An 18,681-nucleotide genomic window follows, 5' to 3' on the forward strand; every position below is an offset into this window, starting at 1 on the left:
TCGGCGATCGCCGCGTGCAGGGCGGCCGCATGCAACTCGCCGTGCAGGCGCAGCGCCAGCGGCAGGTTGTAGATGGCGTTGGCGCCTTCGTACTGGTGCAGGAACCACAGGCGTTGCTGAGCGAACGACAGCGGCAGCGGCTGCGGGCGTTCCTGTACCGACAGCGGCAGGCGCGCGCGCCCGCCTTCGCCGAGGCGGCGAGCGAACGCCTCCACGGTCGGCGCTTCGAACAAGGCGCGGATCGGCAGTTCCAGGTCGAAGGTCGCACGTACGCGCCCGATCAGGCGCGTGGCGAGCAGCGAATGTCCGCCGAGGGCGAAGAAGCTATCGTCGATGCCGACCCGCTCGCGCCCCAGTACCTGTGCGAACAGCGCGCACAACAAGGCCTCGGTGGCGTCGCGCGGGCCGCGCGAATGCGCATGCGGGGCGTAGTCCGGCGCCGGCAAGGCCTTGCGGTCGAGCTTGCCGTTCGGCGACAGCGGCAGGGCGTCCAGGCGCACGAAGGCGCTCGGCAGCATGTACTCGGGCAGGCGCGCGGCCAGGCCCTCGCGCAGGGCGTCGACATCGATCGACTCGGCGGCGACGTAGGCGACCAGTTGTTTGTCGCCGGGGCGGTCTTCGCGTGCGATCACCGCGTGCTGGGCGCAACCGAGCTGGGCCAGCGCGGCTTCGATCTCGCCGAGTTCGATGCGCAGGCCGCGGATCTTGACCTGATGGTCGACGCGGCCGAGGTACTCGACCTGGCCGTCGGCGCGCCAGCGCGCCAGATCGCCGGTGCGGTACAGGCGCGAGCCGTCGGCCGCATGCGGATCGGCGACGAAGCGCTCGGCGGTGAGCGCCGGATTGGACAGATAGCCGCGGGCCAGGCCGACACCGGCCAGGTACAACTCGCCGGCGACGCCGACCGGCACCGGGCGCAACGCGGCATCGAGCACGTACAAACGGGTATTCCAGATCGGCGCGCCGATCGGCACCTGCGCGCCGGTCTCGTCGTCGCGGCAGGCCCAGGCGCTGACGTCGACCGCCGCCTCGGTGGGGCCGTAGAGGTTGTGCAGCGGCCGTGCGATTTGTTCGCGTACGTGTGTGCGCAGCTCGCCCGACAGGGCCTCGCCGCTGCACAGGATGCGGCGCAAGCCGGTGCAGCTGGTCGCACCATCGGCGCCGCGCATGGCCAGCTCGGACAGGAACACGTCGAGCATCGATGGCACGAAATGCACGGTGGTGATCGCTTCGCGCTCGATCAGCGCGGCCAGATAGGCCGGGTCGCGATGGCCGTCGGGGCGGGCCACCACCAGACGCGCGCCTTCCAGCAGCGGCCAGAAGAACTCCCACACCGACACGTCGAAGCTCGACGGGGTCTTCTGCAACACCGTGTCGTCGCTGCGCAGGCCGTATTCGGCCTGCATCCAGGCCAGGCGGTTGACGATGCCGCGGTGCGAATTGACCACGCCTTTGGGACGTCCGGTCGAGCCGGAGGTGTAGATCACGTAGGCCGGATGGTCGAGTTCGAGCGGACGGATGCGTTCGGCGTCGCTCGGCGCCCGATCGCTGGCCCGGGCCAGCGCGGCGAGCACTTCGGTATCGTCGAGCGACAGCAACGCGGCCTGCGCCGGCAAGCGCGCAGCGACGTCCGAGCGGGTCAGCACTCGCACCGGCGCGGCGTGGTCGATCATGTAGGCCAGGCGCTCGACCGGATAATCGGTGTCCAGCGGCAGATAGGCCGCACCGGCCTTGCTGACCGCGTACAGGGCGACGATCAGCTCAAGCGAACGCGGCAAGGCCACGCCAACGATGCTCTCCGGGCCGATGCCGTCGGCGATCAGGCGGTGTGCGAGGCGGTTGGCGCGGGCGTCGAGTTCGGCATAGCTGAGACGCTCGCCCTCGAACACTACGGCGACGGCGTCGGGCGTGCGCGCGACCTGCGCTTCGAACAGGGCCGGCAGTGGCAGTGCCGGGAAGGCATGGGCGGTGTCGCTCCACTGTTGCAGCAGGCGGCGCTCATCGCCCGGCAACAGGTCGATCTGGCCGACGCGTGCCTGCGGATCGCCGGCCAGCGCCTCGAGCGCGAGCAGGCAGCGCGAGGCGATGCGGTCGATCGCTGCTGCATCGAACAGGTCCGGGCGATAGCTGAGCTTCAGCGCGAGTTCGCGCCCGGGCACCGCGACCAGACCGAGCGGGTAATGCGAGGCATCGCCGCCACGGTGGCCGTGGAAACGCGCGCTCAGTTGCGGGTCGACCTCGACCCTGCCGCTGGCGTCGGCGCCGATCGGGAAGTTCTCGAACACCACCAGGGTGTCGAACAGTTCGGCATGACCGGCCGACTGCTGGATCTCGGTCAGGCTGAGGTGCTGATGGTCGAGCAAGGCCGATTGTTCGTCCTGCAGGCGTTGCAACAAGGCGCCGACGGTCTCGTCCCGATGCAGTCGCAGGCGCAAGGGCAAGGTGTTGATGAACAAGCCGATCATGTCTTCGACGCCGGCCAGCTCGGGCGGGCGCCCGGACACGGTGGCGCCGAACACGACGTCGTCGCGATGGCTCAGTTGCGCCAGCACCAGGCCCCAGGCGGTCTGGACGAAGCTGGCCAGGGTCACGCCGAGGCGGCGCGACTGCGCGTCCAGGCGGGCGCTGAGCGCGGCGTCGGCGTTGTAGCGGCGTACTTCCGGCGCGACCGTCGCGGTGGTCGCCGCGGCGATGCGGGTCGGTTCCTCGAAACCGGCCAAGGCCGCGCCCCAGGCGGCGCTTGCGGCGGCCGTGTCGCGGCTGGCGAGCCAGCGCAGGTAATCGCGGTAAGGCGTCGCTCGCGGCAGCGCCGCGTCGGCGCCGTCGCGGTACAGCGCGAACAGCTCGCGTATCAGGATCGGCGAGGACCAGCCGTCGAGCAGTAGATGGTGGCTGGTGAAGGCCAACAGATGGCGGTCGTGGGCGCAGCGCAGCAAGGTGAAGCGCAGCAGCGGCGATTGCGCCGGGTCGAACGGACGTTGCGCATCGTCGGCGAGCAGGCGTTCGAGTTCGCTGTCGCGGCGTTCCGCGGTCAACGGCCTCAGGTCGATCACTTCCCAGGGCAGCAGCAAGTCCTGCGGGATCAGTTGCAGGGGCTGGTCGAGGCCGTCGTGGACGAAGGCCGCGCGCAGATGCGGATGGCGGGCGAGCAGGTCGCGTGCGGCGTGTTCCAGGCGGTCGCCGTCGAGGGCGCCGTCGAGCTCGAACACCATCTGGGTCAGATAGGCGTCGGGTGCGGAGCGGTCGTACAAGGTGTGGAACAGCAAGCCCTGCTGCAATGGCGACAGCGGCAGCACTTCGGCCAGCGCCTGGGTCGATTCCAGGCGCTCGATGGTGGCCTGGTCGATCGCGACCAGTTCCAGATCCGACGGGGTCAGCCGGCGCGTGTCGCTGGCGGCGGCGTAGGCGGCGATCGCGCGCAGCGCCGCGAACCAGTGCTCGGCCAGAGCCTCGACTTCGTCCTGCCGCAACAGCTCGCCCGCCCAGCTCCAGTTCGCACACAGTTGCGGGCCGTGCTCGCCGGCCAGGGTCAGGGCATTGAGTTCGATGGCGTGCGCGAGCGGCATCGCCGTGTCGCCGCCGCTGCCGAGTGCGAGGCCGGGCTCGGCGGCGTTCCATAGACCGTCGGCGTGGGCATCGAGATCGAAACGGCCCAGGTAATTGAAACCGACCTGCGGCGCCGGCAGGCCGGCGAGTGCGGCGCGGCCTTCGTCGTCGAGGTGACGCAGCAGGCCGTAGCCGACGCCGTTGTCGGGCAGCGAACGCAGTTGTTCCTTGACCGACTTGAGCGCGCGCTCCAGCGGTTTGCCGCCGCGCAACGCGGCGTCGGCATTGGCATCGGGCAGACGCAGGCGCAGCGGGAACAGGCTGGTGAACCAGCCGACGGTGCGCGACAGATCGGCGCCTTCGAGCAGGCCGGTTTCGCGGCCGTGGCCTTCGAGATCGAACAGCACCGAAGCGTCGTCCCCGTTCGCGCCGCTCGCCCCGCGCCAGGCCGACAAGGCCAGCGCGAATGCGGTCAGCAGGACGTCGTTGATGCGGCCGTGGATCGCTTCAGGCGCGCGGGTCAGCAACAGGCGCGTGCTGTCGCTGTCCAAGCGCAGGCTAAGGCTGCGCTGGCTGGAGAGGGGGTCGCGCTGCGGATCGAGCGGACGCGCCGCGACCGCAACGGCATCGCCGTCGAGCATCGCGCGCCAGAACGGTAGTTCGGCGCGGCGATGTTCGGCGGCGGCCGGCAAGGCCAGCGCCCATTGCCGCAGCGAAGTCGGCACTGGTGCCAGTAGGGCGGGACGGTCTTCGGCGCAGGCCTCCCAGGCCATGCGCAGGTCGGGCACGAGGATGCGCCAGGACACGCCGTCGACGGCCAGATGGTGCACGGTCAGCAGCAGACGCGAGTCCTCGCCGCCGTCGAACCAGACCGCCTGCAGCATACGGCCGGCGTGCGGATCGAGCCGGGTCTGCGCGGCCTTGGCTTCGGCTTCGATGAGTCGTTTGCGCGCGGCGGCGTCGAAGCCGTCGATATCGATGTCGATGCGTCGCAGCAAATCCCGCGCCCGCACGCTGCCGGCGGCGCCGACGCGCAGGGCCGGGCCGGCCTCGACGCGCAGGCGCAGCGCGTCGTGATGGTCGACCAGGCGCTGCAGGGCGGCCAACAAGGGCGCCTCGCGCAACGCCGGCACGCGGAGCAGCATCGATTGCTGGAACTGTCCGAACGGGCCGTCCTGCTCGAACAGGTCGCACACGATCGGGGTGGCCGGCAGCTCGCCGACCGGGTCGACGGTCGACTGCGCCGGCATCGATGCCGGGTCGAGTACGCTCGCGACCGCCGCGAGCGCGCGCACGCTCTGGTGCTGGAACACGTCGCGGGCGCTCAGGCGCAGCCCGGCCTGACGGGCGCGACCAACCAATTGGATCGAACTGATGCTGTCGCCGCCGAGGGCGAAGAAACCGTCGTCGACGCCGACCTCGGCCAGGCCGAGCACGTCGGCGAACAAGCGCGCGAGCAGGCGCTCCTGCGCCGACTCCGGCGCGGCGCTATGCACGACATCGACGCTCGGTGCCGGCAAGGCGCGCCGATCGAGCTTGCCGTTGCGGGTCAGCGGCAGGGCGTCGAGGGCGACGACCGCGGCCGGGCGCAGGTAATCGGGCAGGCGCTCGCCGAGTTGGCGCAGCAAGCCCGCGGTGTCGACCGCTTCGCCGACCACATAGGCGACCAGGCGCTTATGGCCGGGATGGTCTTCGCGTGCGATCACCGCGTTGTCGGCATGGCCGAGTTCGGCGAGCGCGGCCTGCACTTCGCCGAGTTCGATGCGGAAGCCCCGGATCTTGACCTGATCGTCGATGCGGCCGAGCACTTCCAGGCGGCCGTCGCGACGGCGTCGTGCCCGATCGCCGCTGCGGTACATGCGCTCGCCGGCATGGAAGGGGTCGGCGACGAAGCGTTCGGCGCTGAGCGCGGCGCGCTCGCGATAGCCGCGCGCCAGGCCGGGGCCGGCCAGGTACAGCTCGCCGGTCACGCCATCGGGCGCCGGCTGCAGCCAGGCGTCGAGCACGTAGGCGCGGGTGTTCCAGATCGCGCGGCCGACCGAGGGCGCAGCAGCCTCACCGTCGATTGCGGCGAACGCGGCATCGATGCCGTATTCGGTCGGGCCGTAGGCGTTGTAGCCGCGTACGTCGTCGCGCTCGGCGAAAGCCTGCCATTGCGCCGGGGCGATGGCTTCGCCGCCGAGGATCACGCTGCGCGGATGCCAGTGTGCGGGATCGAGCAGGCCGCGCTGGCGCAGCGGCTCGAAATGCGAGGGCGTCAGGTCGACCGCATGGATGCGCCGTTCGCGCAGGTGCGCGATGAGCAGTTCGCCGTCGCGGCGGGTGTCGTCGTCGATCAGTTCCAGCTGATGGCCGGCGCTCATCCACAGCAGGCCTTCGACGGCGGTGTCGAAGGCGAAGGTCGCGGTGAGGGCGAAGCGTACCCGCGTTGTGCCGTTGTCGCCTGCGACCGCGCGGTACAGGGTGCTGCGTTGGTGCTGGAACAGGTGCGACAGCGCGGCGTGGGCGACCAGCACGCCCTTGGGTCGGCCGGTCGAGCCCGAGGTATAGATCAGATAAGCCGGGTGCTGCGGATGCAGCGGGTGCACTCGTTGCAGATCGGTCGGCGCCTGTATCGGCATGGATTGCAGACGCGCCTCGAATGCGGCGTCGTCGAGCGTCAGCAACGGCAGATCGGATCCGAGACGGGCGGCGATATCGGCGTGGGCAAGCACGCGCGTCGGCGCGGCATCCAGCAGCATCTCGTGCTGGCGGGGGCCCAGATGTTCGAGGTCGAGCGGCAGATAGGCGGCGCCGGCCTTGAGCACGGCCAACATCGCCACGACACTGTCGACCGAACGGTTCAGGGCCAGGGCGACGATATTCTCGGCGCCGACGCCTTCGCCGATCAGCAGGTGGGCCAGTCGATTCGCGCGTCGTTCGAGCGTGGCGTAGTCGATCTCGTCGTCGCCGCAGACCAGGGCGATCGCTTCGGGCGTGGCCGCGGCCTGGCGCTCGAACCACTGCGGCAGGGCGGTCGCTTCCACTTCGACCGAGTCGCCGCGCGAGGCTTCGAGCAGGCGTCGGCGTTGCGCGGGATCAAACAGGCCGGCCTCGCCGATGCGCTGTTGCGGGTCGGCGGCCATCGCCGCGAGCATCCGGATCAGGCCGTCGCTGATGGATTGCGCGGTGGCCTCGTCGAACAGGTCGGTCGCGTACTCCAGCAAGCCGGTCAGGCGCGAGGCGCCGCCGCCGGCCTGGTGCTCGGTGAAATCGAAGCTGAGATCGAACTTGGCGACCGGCGCATCGAAGGCCAGCAACTCGCTGCGCAGGCCGGGCAGGGCCGGTAGCGCAGGCGTGGCCGCCTGCAGCGACAGCATCACCTGGAACAGCGGGTGTCGGCCGAGGCTGCGGACCGGGTTCAGCGCGTCGACCAATTGCTCGAAGGGCAGCTCTTGCTGCGCATACGCGGCCAGGTCGAAGCGGCGCACGCGTTCGATCAGCGCGGCGAAACTCGGATTGCCGGAGGTGTCGGTGCGCAACACCAGGGTGTTGACGAACATGCCGACCAGACGCTCCAACGCCGGATCGTCGCGGCCGATGGCCGGCGTGCCGATGGCGATGTCGGTGCCGGCGCCGAGCCGGCTCAGGGTCGCGGCGAGCGCGGCCTGCAGCAGCATGAACAGACTCGCGCCCTGGCGCCGGGCCAAGGCCGACAGCGAGGCATGCACCTCGCTGTCCACGGCGAAACGCAGGCTGTGGCCACGATGGCTGGGCGTCTGCGGCGGCGGCCGATCGGTCGGCAGTTCGATGCCTTCCGGCAGCTCGGCGAGCGCTTCGCTCCAGTGGGCGATTTGGCGTGCGGCCAGGCTGGCAGCCTCACCGACATCGCCGAGCAATCGGCGCTGCCACAGGGCGTAGTCGGCGTACTGCACCGGCAACGGCGCCCACTCGGGCGCGTGGCCCTGGCAACGGGCGGCATAGGTCAGGGCCAGATCCTCGGCCAGCGGCGCCAACGAGGCGCCGTCGGCGGCGATGTGGTGCATCAGCAGCAACAAGACCTGGCGTTGCGGGGCGAGCTGGAACAGGCTCGCGCGTAGCGGAATCTCCTGGCTCAGGTCGAAGCCATGACTCGCCGCGCGGGCCAGCGCCTGGTCGAGACCGGCTTCGTCGCAATCGACGATCTCGAACGGCGCTACCGCCGTAGCGAGCACGCGCTGCTGCGGCGTGTCGCCGTTGGGAAATACGGTGCGCAGGCTCTCGTGGCGGTCGAGCAGATCGGCGATCGCCAGGCGCAGCGCGTCGCGGTCGAGCACGCCGTCCAGGCGCAGGGCCAGCGGGATGTTGTAGGTCGGGCTGGGCCCCTCGAACTGATGCAGAAACCACAGACGCTGCTGGGCGAACGACAGCGGCAATTGCAGCGGACGCGTGCGCCGGGTCAGCGCCGGCCGCGCCGGTGCGCTTTCGCCTAAGCGTCGGGCCAGCGCTTCGACCGTCGGCGCCTCGAATACCACACGCAGGCTCAGCTCGACCTCGAGCGCGGCACGGACCCGCCCGATCAACCGGGTCGCGAGCAGCGAGTGGCCGCCGAGAGCGAAGAAATGCTCGTCGATGCCGACGCGCTCCAGACCCAGCACCTGCGCGAACAATTCGCACAGCACCCGTTCGCGTTCGTTGCGCGGCTCGCGATGGCTGCGGGCGTCGATCTCCGGCGCAGGCAAAGCCTTGCGGTCGAGCTTGCCGTTGCCGGTCAGCGGCAAGGCCGGCACCGCGACGAAGGCGCTCGGCAGCATGTACTCGGGCAGGCGCCCGGCCAGAGCCTCGCGCAGCCTCTCGGTGTCGATCTCGTGGCCGACCACGTAGGCGACCAGCTGCGGCTGACCGGGCCGGTCTTCGCGCAGGATCACCGCGTTCTGCGCATGCCCGGCGCGGGCCAGGGCCGTTTCGATCTCGCCCAGTTCGATGCGGAAGCCGCGCAACTTGATTTGCTGATCGGCACGGCCGAGGTAATCGATGCGGCCGTCGCCGCGCCAGCGCACGCGGTCGCCGGACCGGTACATGCGGCTGCCGTGCTCGAAGGGATTGGCGACGAAGCGCTCGGCGCTCAAGGCCGGGCGATGGAGGTAGCCGCGGGCGACGCCGCTGCCGGCGATGTACAGCTCGCCGGCTACGCCCACCGGCACCGGCCGCAGGGCGCCGTCGAGCACGTAGACGCGCATATTGTCGAGCGGCGCGCCGATCGGCACGCGTCCGGCGTCGGCCGCCAGCGCCGGGATCTCGCAGGTCAGGGCAAACGTAGTGGTCTCGGTCGGGCCGTAGCCGTTGACGATGCGCAACTGAGGATGGCGCGCCTGCAAGCGGCGGATCGCATCCGCCGACAGTACGTCGCCGCCGGCCCAGACTTGTCGCAAGGAAGCGAACAGCTGCGGCGTCGACTCGGCGAATTCATGGAACAGGCCGGCGGTCAGCCACAGGCTGCGCACCCCAAAGCGCTCGATCAGGTGCTGGAAATCGCGGCCGGCGGCGGCCTCGGCCGGGGCGACGACGATGCGCCCGCCGTTCAACAACGGCACCCACAGCTCATAGGTCGAAGCATCGAAGGCGTGGGTCGAATGCAACAGCACGACCTCGTGGCCCTCGCCGAAACGACGGTCCTGGGCGAACTCGACGATGTCGCAGTGGCGCACCGCGACGCCCTTGGGCACGCCGGTCGAGCCCGAGGTGAACATGGCGTAGGCGAGCTGTTCGGGGTGGATCTCGGTCTTGATCAGGCGCGGGTTGGCGCATTCGACGAAATCGAAACGATCCAGGCGCAGCAAGTTCGGATGCGCCAGGGCGCGCGCATCGAGACTCGCGTCGGCGATCAGTATGGTCGCGTCGGTTTCGGCCAGCACCTGGGCCAGGCGTTCGTCGGGGTGCTGCTCGTGCAGCGGCACGTAATAGGCGCCGGTCTTGAGTACGGCGAGCACCGCCACGATCAGGTCGGGAGAACGGCGCAGCAACAGGCCGATGCCGCGTTCGGCCGCCGCGCCGCGCTGCAGCAGCTCGTGGGCGAGGGCATCGGCGCGGCGGTCGAGTTCGGCGTAGCTGAGCGCGCCGTGCTCGCCGACCACGGCGATGGCGTCCGGGGTGGCGCGGGCCTGACGCTGAAACGCGGCAGCGACCGATTCCGGTTCGACCTCGTGGGCGGTGTCGTTCCAGTCCAGCAACAGGCGTTGGCGCTCGTCGGCATCGAGCAGCTCGATCGCGGCGAGCGGCCGCTGCGGGTCGGCCGCTGCCGATGCGACGAAGGCCAGCAGGCGCTGCAGATGCGCGGCGACCTCGTCCTCGTCGTAGCTCTCGGCGTTGCCGTCGAAATGCAGCAGGCATCCGTCGCGGCCGATCTGGCCTTCCAGGTTCACCGCGACGTCGTTGACCACGCCGTTGGCGAGCGAATGCAGGATGCCGGGCTGGCCGTCGAAATCGAAGGCGTAGTCGAAGGGAATGATGTTGATGCGTGGGCCGAAGCAGCGCTGCTGGCCGCCGTCGGCGAGCGCTTGCAGGATGTCCTTGCCGCGGCAGTTCTGGTGACGCAGGCTGTTGCCGATTTCGCGCCCGGCCGCGCTCGCCAGCTCCTGCAGGGTGGTGGTCTTGGCGAACGACAGGCGCAGCGGCAGGACGTTGGCGACCGTGCCGGGAATGCCGCGGGCGACCTTGGAACGGCCGGCGACCGGGAAATCGAACAGCATCCGCTCGCGGCCGGCGATCCGCTGCAGATAAGCGGCGACCGCGGCGGTCATCAACTGCGGCCACTTCACCCCGGTGCGCTGCTCGGCTTCGAACAAACTATCGACCAGGACCTGCGGGATCGCCGTGCTGCGGCGATGAAAACGCGTCGACGGCCGCGGCATACGGCCGTCGAGGCCGACCCGCTCGGGGGCGTCGCGCAGATAATCCTGCCAGTGCTGCGCGTCTTTGGCGTGACGTTCGGATTGCCGGTAGCGCAAGTCTTCGTCGACCAGTTGCATGACGCTGGCGAGTTCGCCGACTGCCGCTTCGAGGCCCCGGCGGATCGCGTTGTAGCGTTCGCTGATGCGTGCGGTCGCCAGCGAATAGCCGTAGCCGTCCATGACGATGTGGTGATAGCGCTGGTACCACTGGTGATGAGTCGGGCCCAGCTTGAACAGAATCTGGGTGAACAGGATCTGGGTGAGCGGTGTAGCGGCGAGGTCGTAGACCTGGCTGGCGTCCGCGAGCATCCGCGCGTGCGCTTCGGCGACCGGGTCCGCGTGCATCGACAAGTCGACGATCTGCAGCAGCGACACTCGGCTCTCGCCCAGCCATTGCAATGGCCCGTCGACGCCGTGCTCGAAGCGCAGGCGCAAGGTGTCGGCCTCGGCGGCGAAGGCGTCGATCGCGCGGCTCAAGGCCTCGACGTCGAGCGGCCCGCGGATGTCGACGAAACCGCGCGTGTCGTAGTACGCGTTGTCCGGGTCGAACGCCTGTGCGAACCACATTTCCGACTGCGGTGCCGACAGGGGGCGCGGATTTGCCTTGCTCATGAACTCACCGGTGGGCTGAAGATGGAGCGCTGGGTGTCGTTGGGTTCGCTGCGCCGCACCAGCGGACCGGGCGCGGCACCGCCGGACGGTATGAAGGCCGTCGGCGGATTCGTGCGGCTCCGGTCAGTCGGCTTCGAGCAAGGCCGGCTCCGGCGCCCGCTGGAACTGGCGCTCGACCAGGCGGGCGTAATAGGGATGCGTGGCGATCAGCTCGCCGTGGCTGCCGACGCCGGAGATCCGGCCGCTGTCGAGGAAACAGATGCGGTCGGCGTGCATGACCGTGGACAGGCGATGGGCGACGATGATGTTGGTGCGCCCCTGCATCAGCGATTCCAGGGCCAGCTTGACCTGGTGTTCGGTTTCGCTGTCGAGGTTGGAGGTGGCCTCGTCGAGGATCAGCAGGTCCGGGTCGCGCAGGAACATGCGTGCGATGGCGATGCGCTGGCGCTGGCCGCCGGACAGGTTGTTGCCCTGTTCGATCAGCACGGTGTCGAAGCCCTGCGGCATGCGCTCGATGAAATCGAGTGCGCCGGCGCGCTCGGCCGCCGAGCGCAGGGCCTGGTCGGAGAACTCGCCGGCCAGACCGTAGGCGATGTTGTCGCGCACGCTGCCGGGCATGATCGGCGCGTTCTGGGCGACGTAGCCGATGCTGCCGCGCCAGTCGACCAGCGGGAAGCCGGAGATCGGCTGGCCGTCGTAGAGGATCTCGCCGCCGCTGGGCTCGTAGAAGCGTTCGATCAGCGACAGGATCGTGGTCTTGCCGCTGCCGCTGGTGCCGACCAGGGCGGTGGTGGTGCCCGGCGCGAACTGCAGGTCGATGCCGTGCAGCACGGTCGTGTCGCGGCCGCTGTAGCCGAAGGAGACGTTGCGGAATTCCAGCATGCCGCCGCTGCGGCGCTCGGCGCGGCCGGGCAGGGGTTCTTCCTCGGGTTCGGCGAGGATCGCGCTGATCCGTCCCGAGGCGCCCTTCGCCTTTTGCAACTCGGCGGTGAAGTTGGTCAGCTGGACCAGCGGATTGGCGACATTGAAGATGTACAGAATGAAGGCGGTGAGCGTGCCCATGGTGATCTCACCGGCGGCGACGCGCGAGGCGCCGTAGACCAGGATGACGATGATCGCCAGGGTCATCGCCAGGCTCATCAGCGGTTCGAGCGCGGCGTTGACCCGCGCCACCCGCCAGCCGAGTTGCTTGAGACCTTCGATCTCTTCTTCGCTGCGCTCGCGTTCGCGCGGTTCTGCGGTAAAGGCCTTGACCAGGCGGATTTCCTGGAACACGTGGGTGAGGATGCCGCTGAGTCGGGCGGTGCGGTCCTGGATGCGGCGCGACAGGCCGTCGAGCAGGAAGGCGATCGGGATCATCACTACGAAAGCAGCGCCGATCGAGCCGAGCAGGGTCAGGGTGAGGCGTACGTCGAGCAGCAGCAGGACCACGATCGAGCCGCCGAGCAGCAGCACGCCGGTCAGCAGATTGATCGCCTGGCGCGTGGTCAGCTCGGAGATCGATTCGCAATCGCGGACCACCCGGCTGACCCGCTCGCCGCTGCTTTCGCTGTCGAAGGATGCGATCGGCAGCCTGAGCAGTTTGTCGACCAGCGATGCGCGCAGGCGCGCGACCAACTGGTAGCCGACCCGCGCCAACAGATAGGCGGAAATCGCCCCGACCAGGTTGGCCGCGATCAGGATGCCGGCGAGGATCGCGATGCGGCTCGGGTCGATGCCGCCGGAGCCGAAGTCGTCGATCAACTGCTTGGTCTGGATCGGAAACCAGAGCGTGCCCGCCACCGAGCCCATCGCCGTCAGCGCCGCCAGCGACAGCAGCGCGATGGACGGTTTGCCGGTGCGGATCAGGCGCCACAAGTCGCTGTAGGAACTGCTCATGCGAACTCCACGAAAGGACTGCGGTCAGGTGACTGCGCTGGTTTTTGTTGGTCGGACCGCGGCCGCGGCCGGCGCGAGGATTCCCGCAGCACGCGCAAGGCGCATGCCGGTCGGCACGATGGCTCCCGCGGCACGCGCAAAGCGCATGCCGGTCGGCTCGTTGCGTTACTACTGGATTTGGATCGGCCGCGGATTCGATGCGAATCGACGCTGCCGCCGCGCTAGGGCCTGCGGATCATCCCAGGCAGATCATCCCGGACAGGTTCATCCGGGACAGGGCTCGGGCACGGTGCCGTTCGACCGGGCCGAGTGCATGGGCGCCTGCGGTGGAAGGATCCGAATCGATGGGATCGTGGATAGCACCGATCCCGCGGCGATAGCGCTGGGGTTTTTCAATCGACTTGCTCCGTGTCACGAATAAGTTCGTCGCGCATTCCATGCGGCGGAGTGCGGACGGATCGGAATGGAACGGCTCGCTGTTGTTGTTTTTAGTGCGCGAGACGTTGTTCGACGAAACCTTGGATTGCATCTTGCCCAGACAGTGTTACGTCCTGTTGTCAGGGCGGTCAACGACTCAGCGTGTTTGTCGATCGAAGTAGCGATGCATATCGCATTATCGTTCGTGCATGGTCACAGAATCGGGCGTGTGATTACCGCGTGAGTGTATTCCGGCGGCTGGTCCGACTATGCGGAAATTGCTTTTTTCCAGGGGAAATTGGCCGATTATCGATTCGTGACCGAAGTCGGCGATAAGCGCATAGAAAATCGCGAAGCGCTATTGTCGAGGGGCGACAGTCTTCACGCGCTGCGTCTCAGTTTCGGATTGCAAGTGCACGCCGAATGGTTTCGATGGTGGCAGTGCTGATTTGGATCCGTCGATGTCGGGTCGGTCGATGCATTGAAAAAGCGTCGCTGTCCGGATGCGGGAATATCGGCCTGTTGCACGAGCACCGATGGTGGGTGTCGATCCGCTCTCACCGATGAGCTGATTCCGGGCGACCTTGTCGAGGCAAGAGCAAATCCCCCCAGCCCCCTTTTTCAAAGGGAGGTAATCGAGCTGGCGGGACGGCATGAGCCCTCGCTTCGAAAGGGAGGCAATCGAGCTGGCGGGGCGACATGTCGTCGGGTCCAAACTGCTCGGCAGCTCCCCCTTTCGGAAAAGGGGGGGCGGGGGGATTTGCTTTGCCGCTTTCCGTCATCGCCCTAGAGCGGCGCATCCCGAAAGACGCTATCGGCGCTGCTCAGAACGTACGCGGCAGGGTCGCCCAAAAACAGGTCACCGCATCGCCCTCGATGCGCACACCGCTCGGCTCGTCGCCCTCGACCCGCACCGTCACGTCCATATGCCCGGCGCGGCCGTTGCCGGCCTGTTGGCGTGCGCGGAACCGGGCAACGCCATCGCGGGCTTCGAGCAAACCGTGCTTGACCAGATAGGCGCCGAGCGGGCCGTTGGCATTGCCGGTGACCGGGTCTTCGGCAATGCCGATCGCCGGCGCGAACATCCGGCCATGAGTCAAGGCATCGCCATGGCCATCGTCTTCGCGGTCCAGGCTGAAGACGAAGAACCCCTTGGCGCCCACCTTGGGGCCGAGCGCGATCAACTGCGCGGCGTCCGGCACCAACGCCTGCAGCTGCCGGCGCTCGCGCAGACCGACCAGCAGCTTGCCGTGCCCGGTCGAGACGAACTGCACCGGGCAGCGGGGGTCGAGCGCGCGCGCATCCACGCCGAGCGCCGCGGCGACTTCGGCGGCGAGCGCACGCGGCAGGCGCGGTTCGAACGTCGGCCGGTTCTGTTCGATGGCGATGCGGAAGCTGTCGTCGCTGCGCAGGGTCTCGATGACCTGAATGCCGGCGCCGGTCAGTTGCCGGCAGGGCTTGGCCGGCAGGCCGCGTTCGAGGGCGAGGACGAAATGGGCGGCGACGGTCGCATGGCCGCAGACCGGCACTTCGGTGGTTGGCGTGAAGAAGCGCACGCGCAGGTCGTGGTCGGCGGCTTCGGCCGGCAGGATGAAGGCGGTCTCGGAGTTGTTGAGTTCGCGCGCGATCAATTGCATGTGTTCGTCGCTGAGCTCTTCGGCGTTGGCGACCACGCCGGCCGGATTGCCTTGGTAGCGCTGCCGGGTGAAGGCGTCGATCTGGTACACACGCAAGTCGGTCATGGCGGGCTCGGCTCCGGAAGCTAGCCACGCATCCTAAGCGCAGCCCTCGTCCACTGCCACGGCGGCCGTCGAATCGCTGCGTTCCAATTCGCGGCCGCCGCATCCCTACGCGCGAGCGCGCGTAGGGATGCGGCGCTTACGCTATGCGGTTCGCGCCTACTGCGCCTGCAGGCGCTTGCTGAATACGCTGGCGCCGTCGAGCCCGCGCAGGTCCACGGTCAAGGCCGAGCTGTCGGCATCGATGTTCACTTCGCCGAAGAACTGGTAGCCGGCGAAGGGCGAGGCGTTCGCCTTGGGGGCGGCGCGTTGGAACACCACTTGCGGGCCGAACGTGCCGTCCAATCCATTGGGGCCGAACGAGCCGGCGTTGAGCGGACCGGCGACGAACTCCCAGAACGGCGAGAAGTCCTGGAACGCGGCGCGGCCCGGGTCGTAGTAATGCGCGGCGCAGTAATGGACGTCGGCGGTCAGCCAGACCACGTTGCGCACCTCGCGGATGGCGCGCAGCAGTTCGGCGAACTCGAGTTCGCGCCCGCGCGGCAGGCCGTGCTCGCCGTTGGCCACGGCTTCCCAGCGGGCGCGTCCCTGCGCGTCGACGCCGTCCGGCACCAGCAGGCCCAGCGGCATGTCGGCGGCGACGATCTTCCAGGTGGCGCGCGATTGGTGCAGGCCGTGGGCGAGCTCGCGCAACTGGCGGCGGCCGAGGAAGGCGGTGTCGGCGTCCGGGCCGGGCTGCAGGTTGGCGGTGTTGGGGCCGCGATAGCTGCGCATGTCGAGCATGAACACGTCGAGTTGCGGGCCGTAACGGACCACGCGGTCGATCCGCGTGCGTTCGCTGCCGCAGTCCATGCGCAGCGGCGAATACTCCAGGAAGGCCTGGCGGGCGCGGCGCGCCAGCACGGCGACGTCCTTGACCGAGTAGCGGGCGTCGCCGCTGAGGTCCTTCGACGCCGACCAGTTGTTGACGACTTCGTGGTCGTCCCACTGCCACAGCTGCGGCACCTGCGCGGCGAAGCGGCGCAGGTTGTCGTCGTGCAGGTTGTAGCGGTAGCGGCCGCGGTACTCGTCGAGAGTCTCGGCGACCTTGTGCACGCCTTCGGCGACCAGGTTGCGCCACACGCGACCGTCCTCGGCCGCGACTTCGGCCTGGATCGGGCCGTCGGCATAGACCGTGTCGCCCGAATTCAGGAAGAAATCCGGATCGCGCAGACGCATCGCTTCGAAGATGCGCATGCCGCCGAATTCGCGGTTGATGCCCCAGCCCTGTCCGGCGACGTCGCCGCCCCAGACGAAGCGGATCGGGCGCGCGTCGGCGCGTCCCTGCGGTGCGCTGCGCAGGCGGCCTTCGGTCCAGGCGCTGCGGATGCCGCTGCGTGCGTCCTCGAAGGCGACGCGGACGTAGCGTTGCGCGGGGCCGTGGGTCAACGGCAGGTCGAGGCGGGCGGTGTAGTCGGAGGCGGCGCTCGCGAGCGGACCGCGCAGCGCGCGGGCGCGGCGGAAGCCTTCGTTGTCGGCGATTTCCACCAGCATGCGCGAGGCGCGGTCGCTGCGTGCCCAGACCGTGGCCTGGCGCATGCCGACGTCGCCGAACTGGATGCCGTAGTCGAGGCGCGGGCGCGCCGATTCGGCGGTGAGGATGGCCGGCGCGGCGCCGGCGGGCAGGGCCCAACTGGCGGCGGCGAGCCCGAGGGCATTGCCGGAGCGGACGAGGAAACGACGACGGTGCGGATCGTTGGCGTGCATGGCGCTGGCTCGGCACGAGGTGGCGCAACCCTAACGCCCGCATATGGCAGGCATGTGGCGAAGCACATTGTTGTCGGTGCGAATGCACGGCGGCGGCGTGCAGCGCGCAGAGCCGCGTGTTGCTTCGATCGACCGGCTCGCCATGCGGCGCAGAAAGCACACTAAAGAAAGCACATTAAGCGTGACCTTATGCGGCAAATTCTTCGCGAGGCTGTCACACATTGACCCCGCAGAATCCGAGCCCGGAGCACATTGGCAGGGACGTCAACCGCCAGACGTCGACCGATGAATGCCCGGTTCCCGTCTGCAGTGGGTATTGCGATACAAGATGCGATTACCGTTTTCCAACGCTATTTTCGCCTTCGCCAAGCCGACGGCGATCCGTTACACGGTAGCGATGGCGCGACTGCTGCATTTCGTCGTCGCCGCCGCACCGAGCGTGCTGGTGGTGGCCCTGCTGCAGGTCGATCAGGCGGTGGCGGTGCGCAGTTATCTGGCGATGTCGATTCTTGCCGGGCTGCTGTGCGTGCTGGTGTTCAACAGCTTCGACATGTACGGCCGCGACATGTTCAGCAACCTGTTGCTGATCCGGCGCACCTTCGTCGCCTGGAGCGCCTCGTTCGGCCTGATGGTGCTGCTGCACCTGCTGTTCCGCTTCATCGCCGAGGTGCCGCTGGAACTGCTGCTGCTGTGGTACGGACTGAGCCTGGCCGGCTTTTTGTTGAGCCGGATGGTCATGCTTGCGTTCTTCCAGCGGCGCATCCGCCAGGGCCATTTCATCCAGCGCTCGGTCATCCTCGGCATGACCGACAACGCCATGCGCCTGGCCGAGCAGGTCCATCACCGCCCCGACGTGGTCTCGGGCCTGATCGGCTATATCGACGAACGCACCGTGCATCGCCTGCGCGAAGCGCCGCCGAAATCCCTGCCGCACCTGGGCGGTCTGGACGCGCTGGAACGCCTGGTCCGCGAGGGCCGCGTCGATCAGATCCTGGTGGCCTTGCCGGCCGGTGCGCAGGGCCGCAACGAGGCGATGGCCCAGCGTTTGCGCCGGCTGTCGGTGCAAGTGTTGTTGATCCCCGACATGAGCACCTTCCGCTTCGCCCATCGCAGCATGGTGCCGGTGGGCGGCGTGCCGATGTTCGTGGTCGCCGAGCCGCCGCTGCAGGGCTGGTCGCCGGTCTACAAGCGTTGCGAGGACCTGATCCTGTCCTCGCTGGCGTTGCTGTTGCTGTCGCCGGTGCTGCTGTTGGTGGCGGCCGCGGTCAAGCTCGACTCACCCGGGCCGGTGCTGTTCCGGCAGAAACGCTACGGCTACAACCAGCGCCTGATCGGGGTGTACAAGTTCCGCTCGATGCATCACCACCTGCGCGACGCTGACGCCGAGCGCCAGACCGGTCGCGACGACCCGCGCGTGACGAGGGTCGGCCGTTTCATCCGCAAGACCAGCCTCGACGAGCTGCCGCAGCTGTTCAACGTGCTCGGCGGCAGCATGTCGCTGGTCGGCCCGCGCCCGCACGCCACCGCGACCAAGGCGGCGAACGTGCTGTTCGAGGACGCGGTGGAGGAGTACGTCGCTCGCCATCGGGTCAAGCCGGGCATCACCGGCCTGGCCCAGGTCAACGGCTATCGCGGCGAAACCGACACCCTCGAAAAGATCCAGAAGCGGGTCGAATACGACCTGGAATACATCGAGAACTGGTCGCTGTGGCTGGACCTGTCGATCCTGCTGCGCACCGTGCCGGCGGTGCTCTCGGCCGAAGCGGCTTATTGAGACTCAGCATCGAAGAGCAGGCATTGAAGAGCGGGCATCGAACGGCGGCTCGTTCAGCAGC

The 18,681-nt window shown here is 68.6% G+C and carries 6 protein-coding genes (1 of these 6 only partly in view); 1 reads left to right on the plus strand and 5 read right to left on the minus strand.

Annotated elements, in window-relative coordinates; translation table 11 throughout:
• From ACTOWK_RS04170 to ACTOWK_RS04190, 5 genes are all read right to left on the minus strand, one after another.
• On the minus strand, nucleotides 1–11,066 hold the start of the coding sequence (locus ACTOWK_RS04170) for a non-ribosomal peptide synthase/polyketide synthase (protein ID WP_441328930.1). Its footprint begins 16,756 nt before the window's first position; the window shows 11,066 of its 27,822 coding nt (coding positions 1–11,066); it begins with the start codon at nucleotides 11,064–11,066; its stop codon lies beyond the left edge, outside the window.
• Between the two features lie 123 nt (nucleotides 11,067–11,189).
• Nucleotides 11,190–12,944, minus strand: coding sequence for an ABC transporter ATP-binding protein (locus ACTOWK_RS04175; RefSeq protein ID WP_441328931.1), 1,755 nt, complete (start codon nucleotides 12,942–12,944; stop codon nucleotides 11,190–11,192).
• A 235-nt stretch (nucleotides 12,945–13,179) separates the two neighbouring features.
• Nucleotides 13,180–13,473 (minus strand): hypothetical protein, encoded by a 294-nt coding sequence (locus ACTOWK_RS04180; protein ID WP_441328932.1) that lies wholly within the window; start codon nucleotides 13,471–13,473, stop codon nucleotides 13,180–13,182.
• A gap of 712 nt (nucleotides 13,474–14,185) precedes the next feature.
• Nucleotides 14,186–15,103 (minus strand): PhzF family phenazine biosynthesis isomerase, encoded by a 918-nt coding sequence (locus ACTOWK_RS04185; RefSeq protein ID WP_441328933.1) that lies wholly within the window; start codon nucleotides 15,101–15,103, stop codon nucleotides 14,186–14,188.
• A 156-nt stretch (nucleotides 15,104–15,259) separates the two neighbouring features.
• Nucleotides 15,260–16,846, minus strand: coding sequence for an alkaline phosphatase D family protein (locus ACTOWK_RS04190; protein ID WP_441328934.1), 1,587 nt, complete (start codon nucleotides 16,844–16,846; stop codon nucleotides 15,260–15,262).
• A gap of 328 nt (nucleotides 16,847–17,174) precedes the next feature.
• Here ACTOWK_RS04190 and ACTOWK_RS04195 point away from each other — a divergent pair, with 328 nt between their 5' ends.
• A complete protein-coding gene (locus ACTOWK_RS04195) occupies nucleotides 17,175–18,620 on the plus strand; it encodes an undecaprenyl-phosphate glucose phosphotransferase (protein ID WP_441328935.1) in 1,446 nt (481 codons plus the stop codon).
• The last annotated feature ends 61 nt before the right edge of the window (nucleotides 18,621–18,681 follow it).

It is taken from the genome of Lysobacter sp. CA196, from assembly GCF_052078695.1.
Lineage (GTDB): Bacteria > Pseudomonadota > Gammaproteobacteria > Xanthomonadales > Xanthomonadaceae > Lysobacter.

Bases quoted from the DNA above. Each gene is read 5' to 3' on its own strand.
- ACTOWK_RS04180 (WP_441328932.1), bottom strand. From the start codon at position 13,473: ATGCAATCCAAGGTTTCGTCGAACAACGTCTCGCGCACTAAAAACAAC.
- ACTOWK_RS04185 (WP_441328933.1), bottom strand. From the start codon at position 15,103: ATGACCGACTTGCGTGTGTACCAGATCGACGCCTTCACCCGGCAGCGC.
- ACTOWK_RS04175 (WP_441328931.1), bottom strand. From the start codon at position 12,944: ATGAGCAGTTCCTACAGCGACTTGTGGCGCCTGATCCGCACCGGCAAA.
- ACTOWK_RS04195 (WP_441328935.1), top strand. From the start codon at position 17,175: ATGCGATTACCGTTTTCCAACGCTATTTTCGCCTTCGCCAAGCCGACG.
- ACTOWK_RS04190 (WP_441328934.1), bottom strand. From the start codon at position 16,846: ATGCACGCCAACGATCCGCACCGTCGTCGTTTCCTCGTCCGCTCCGGC.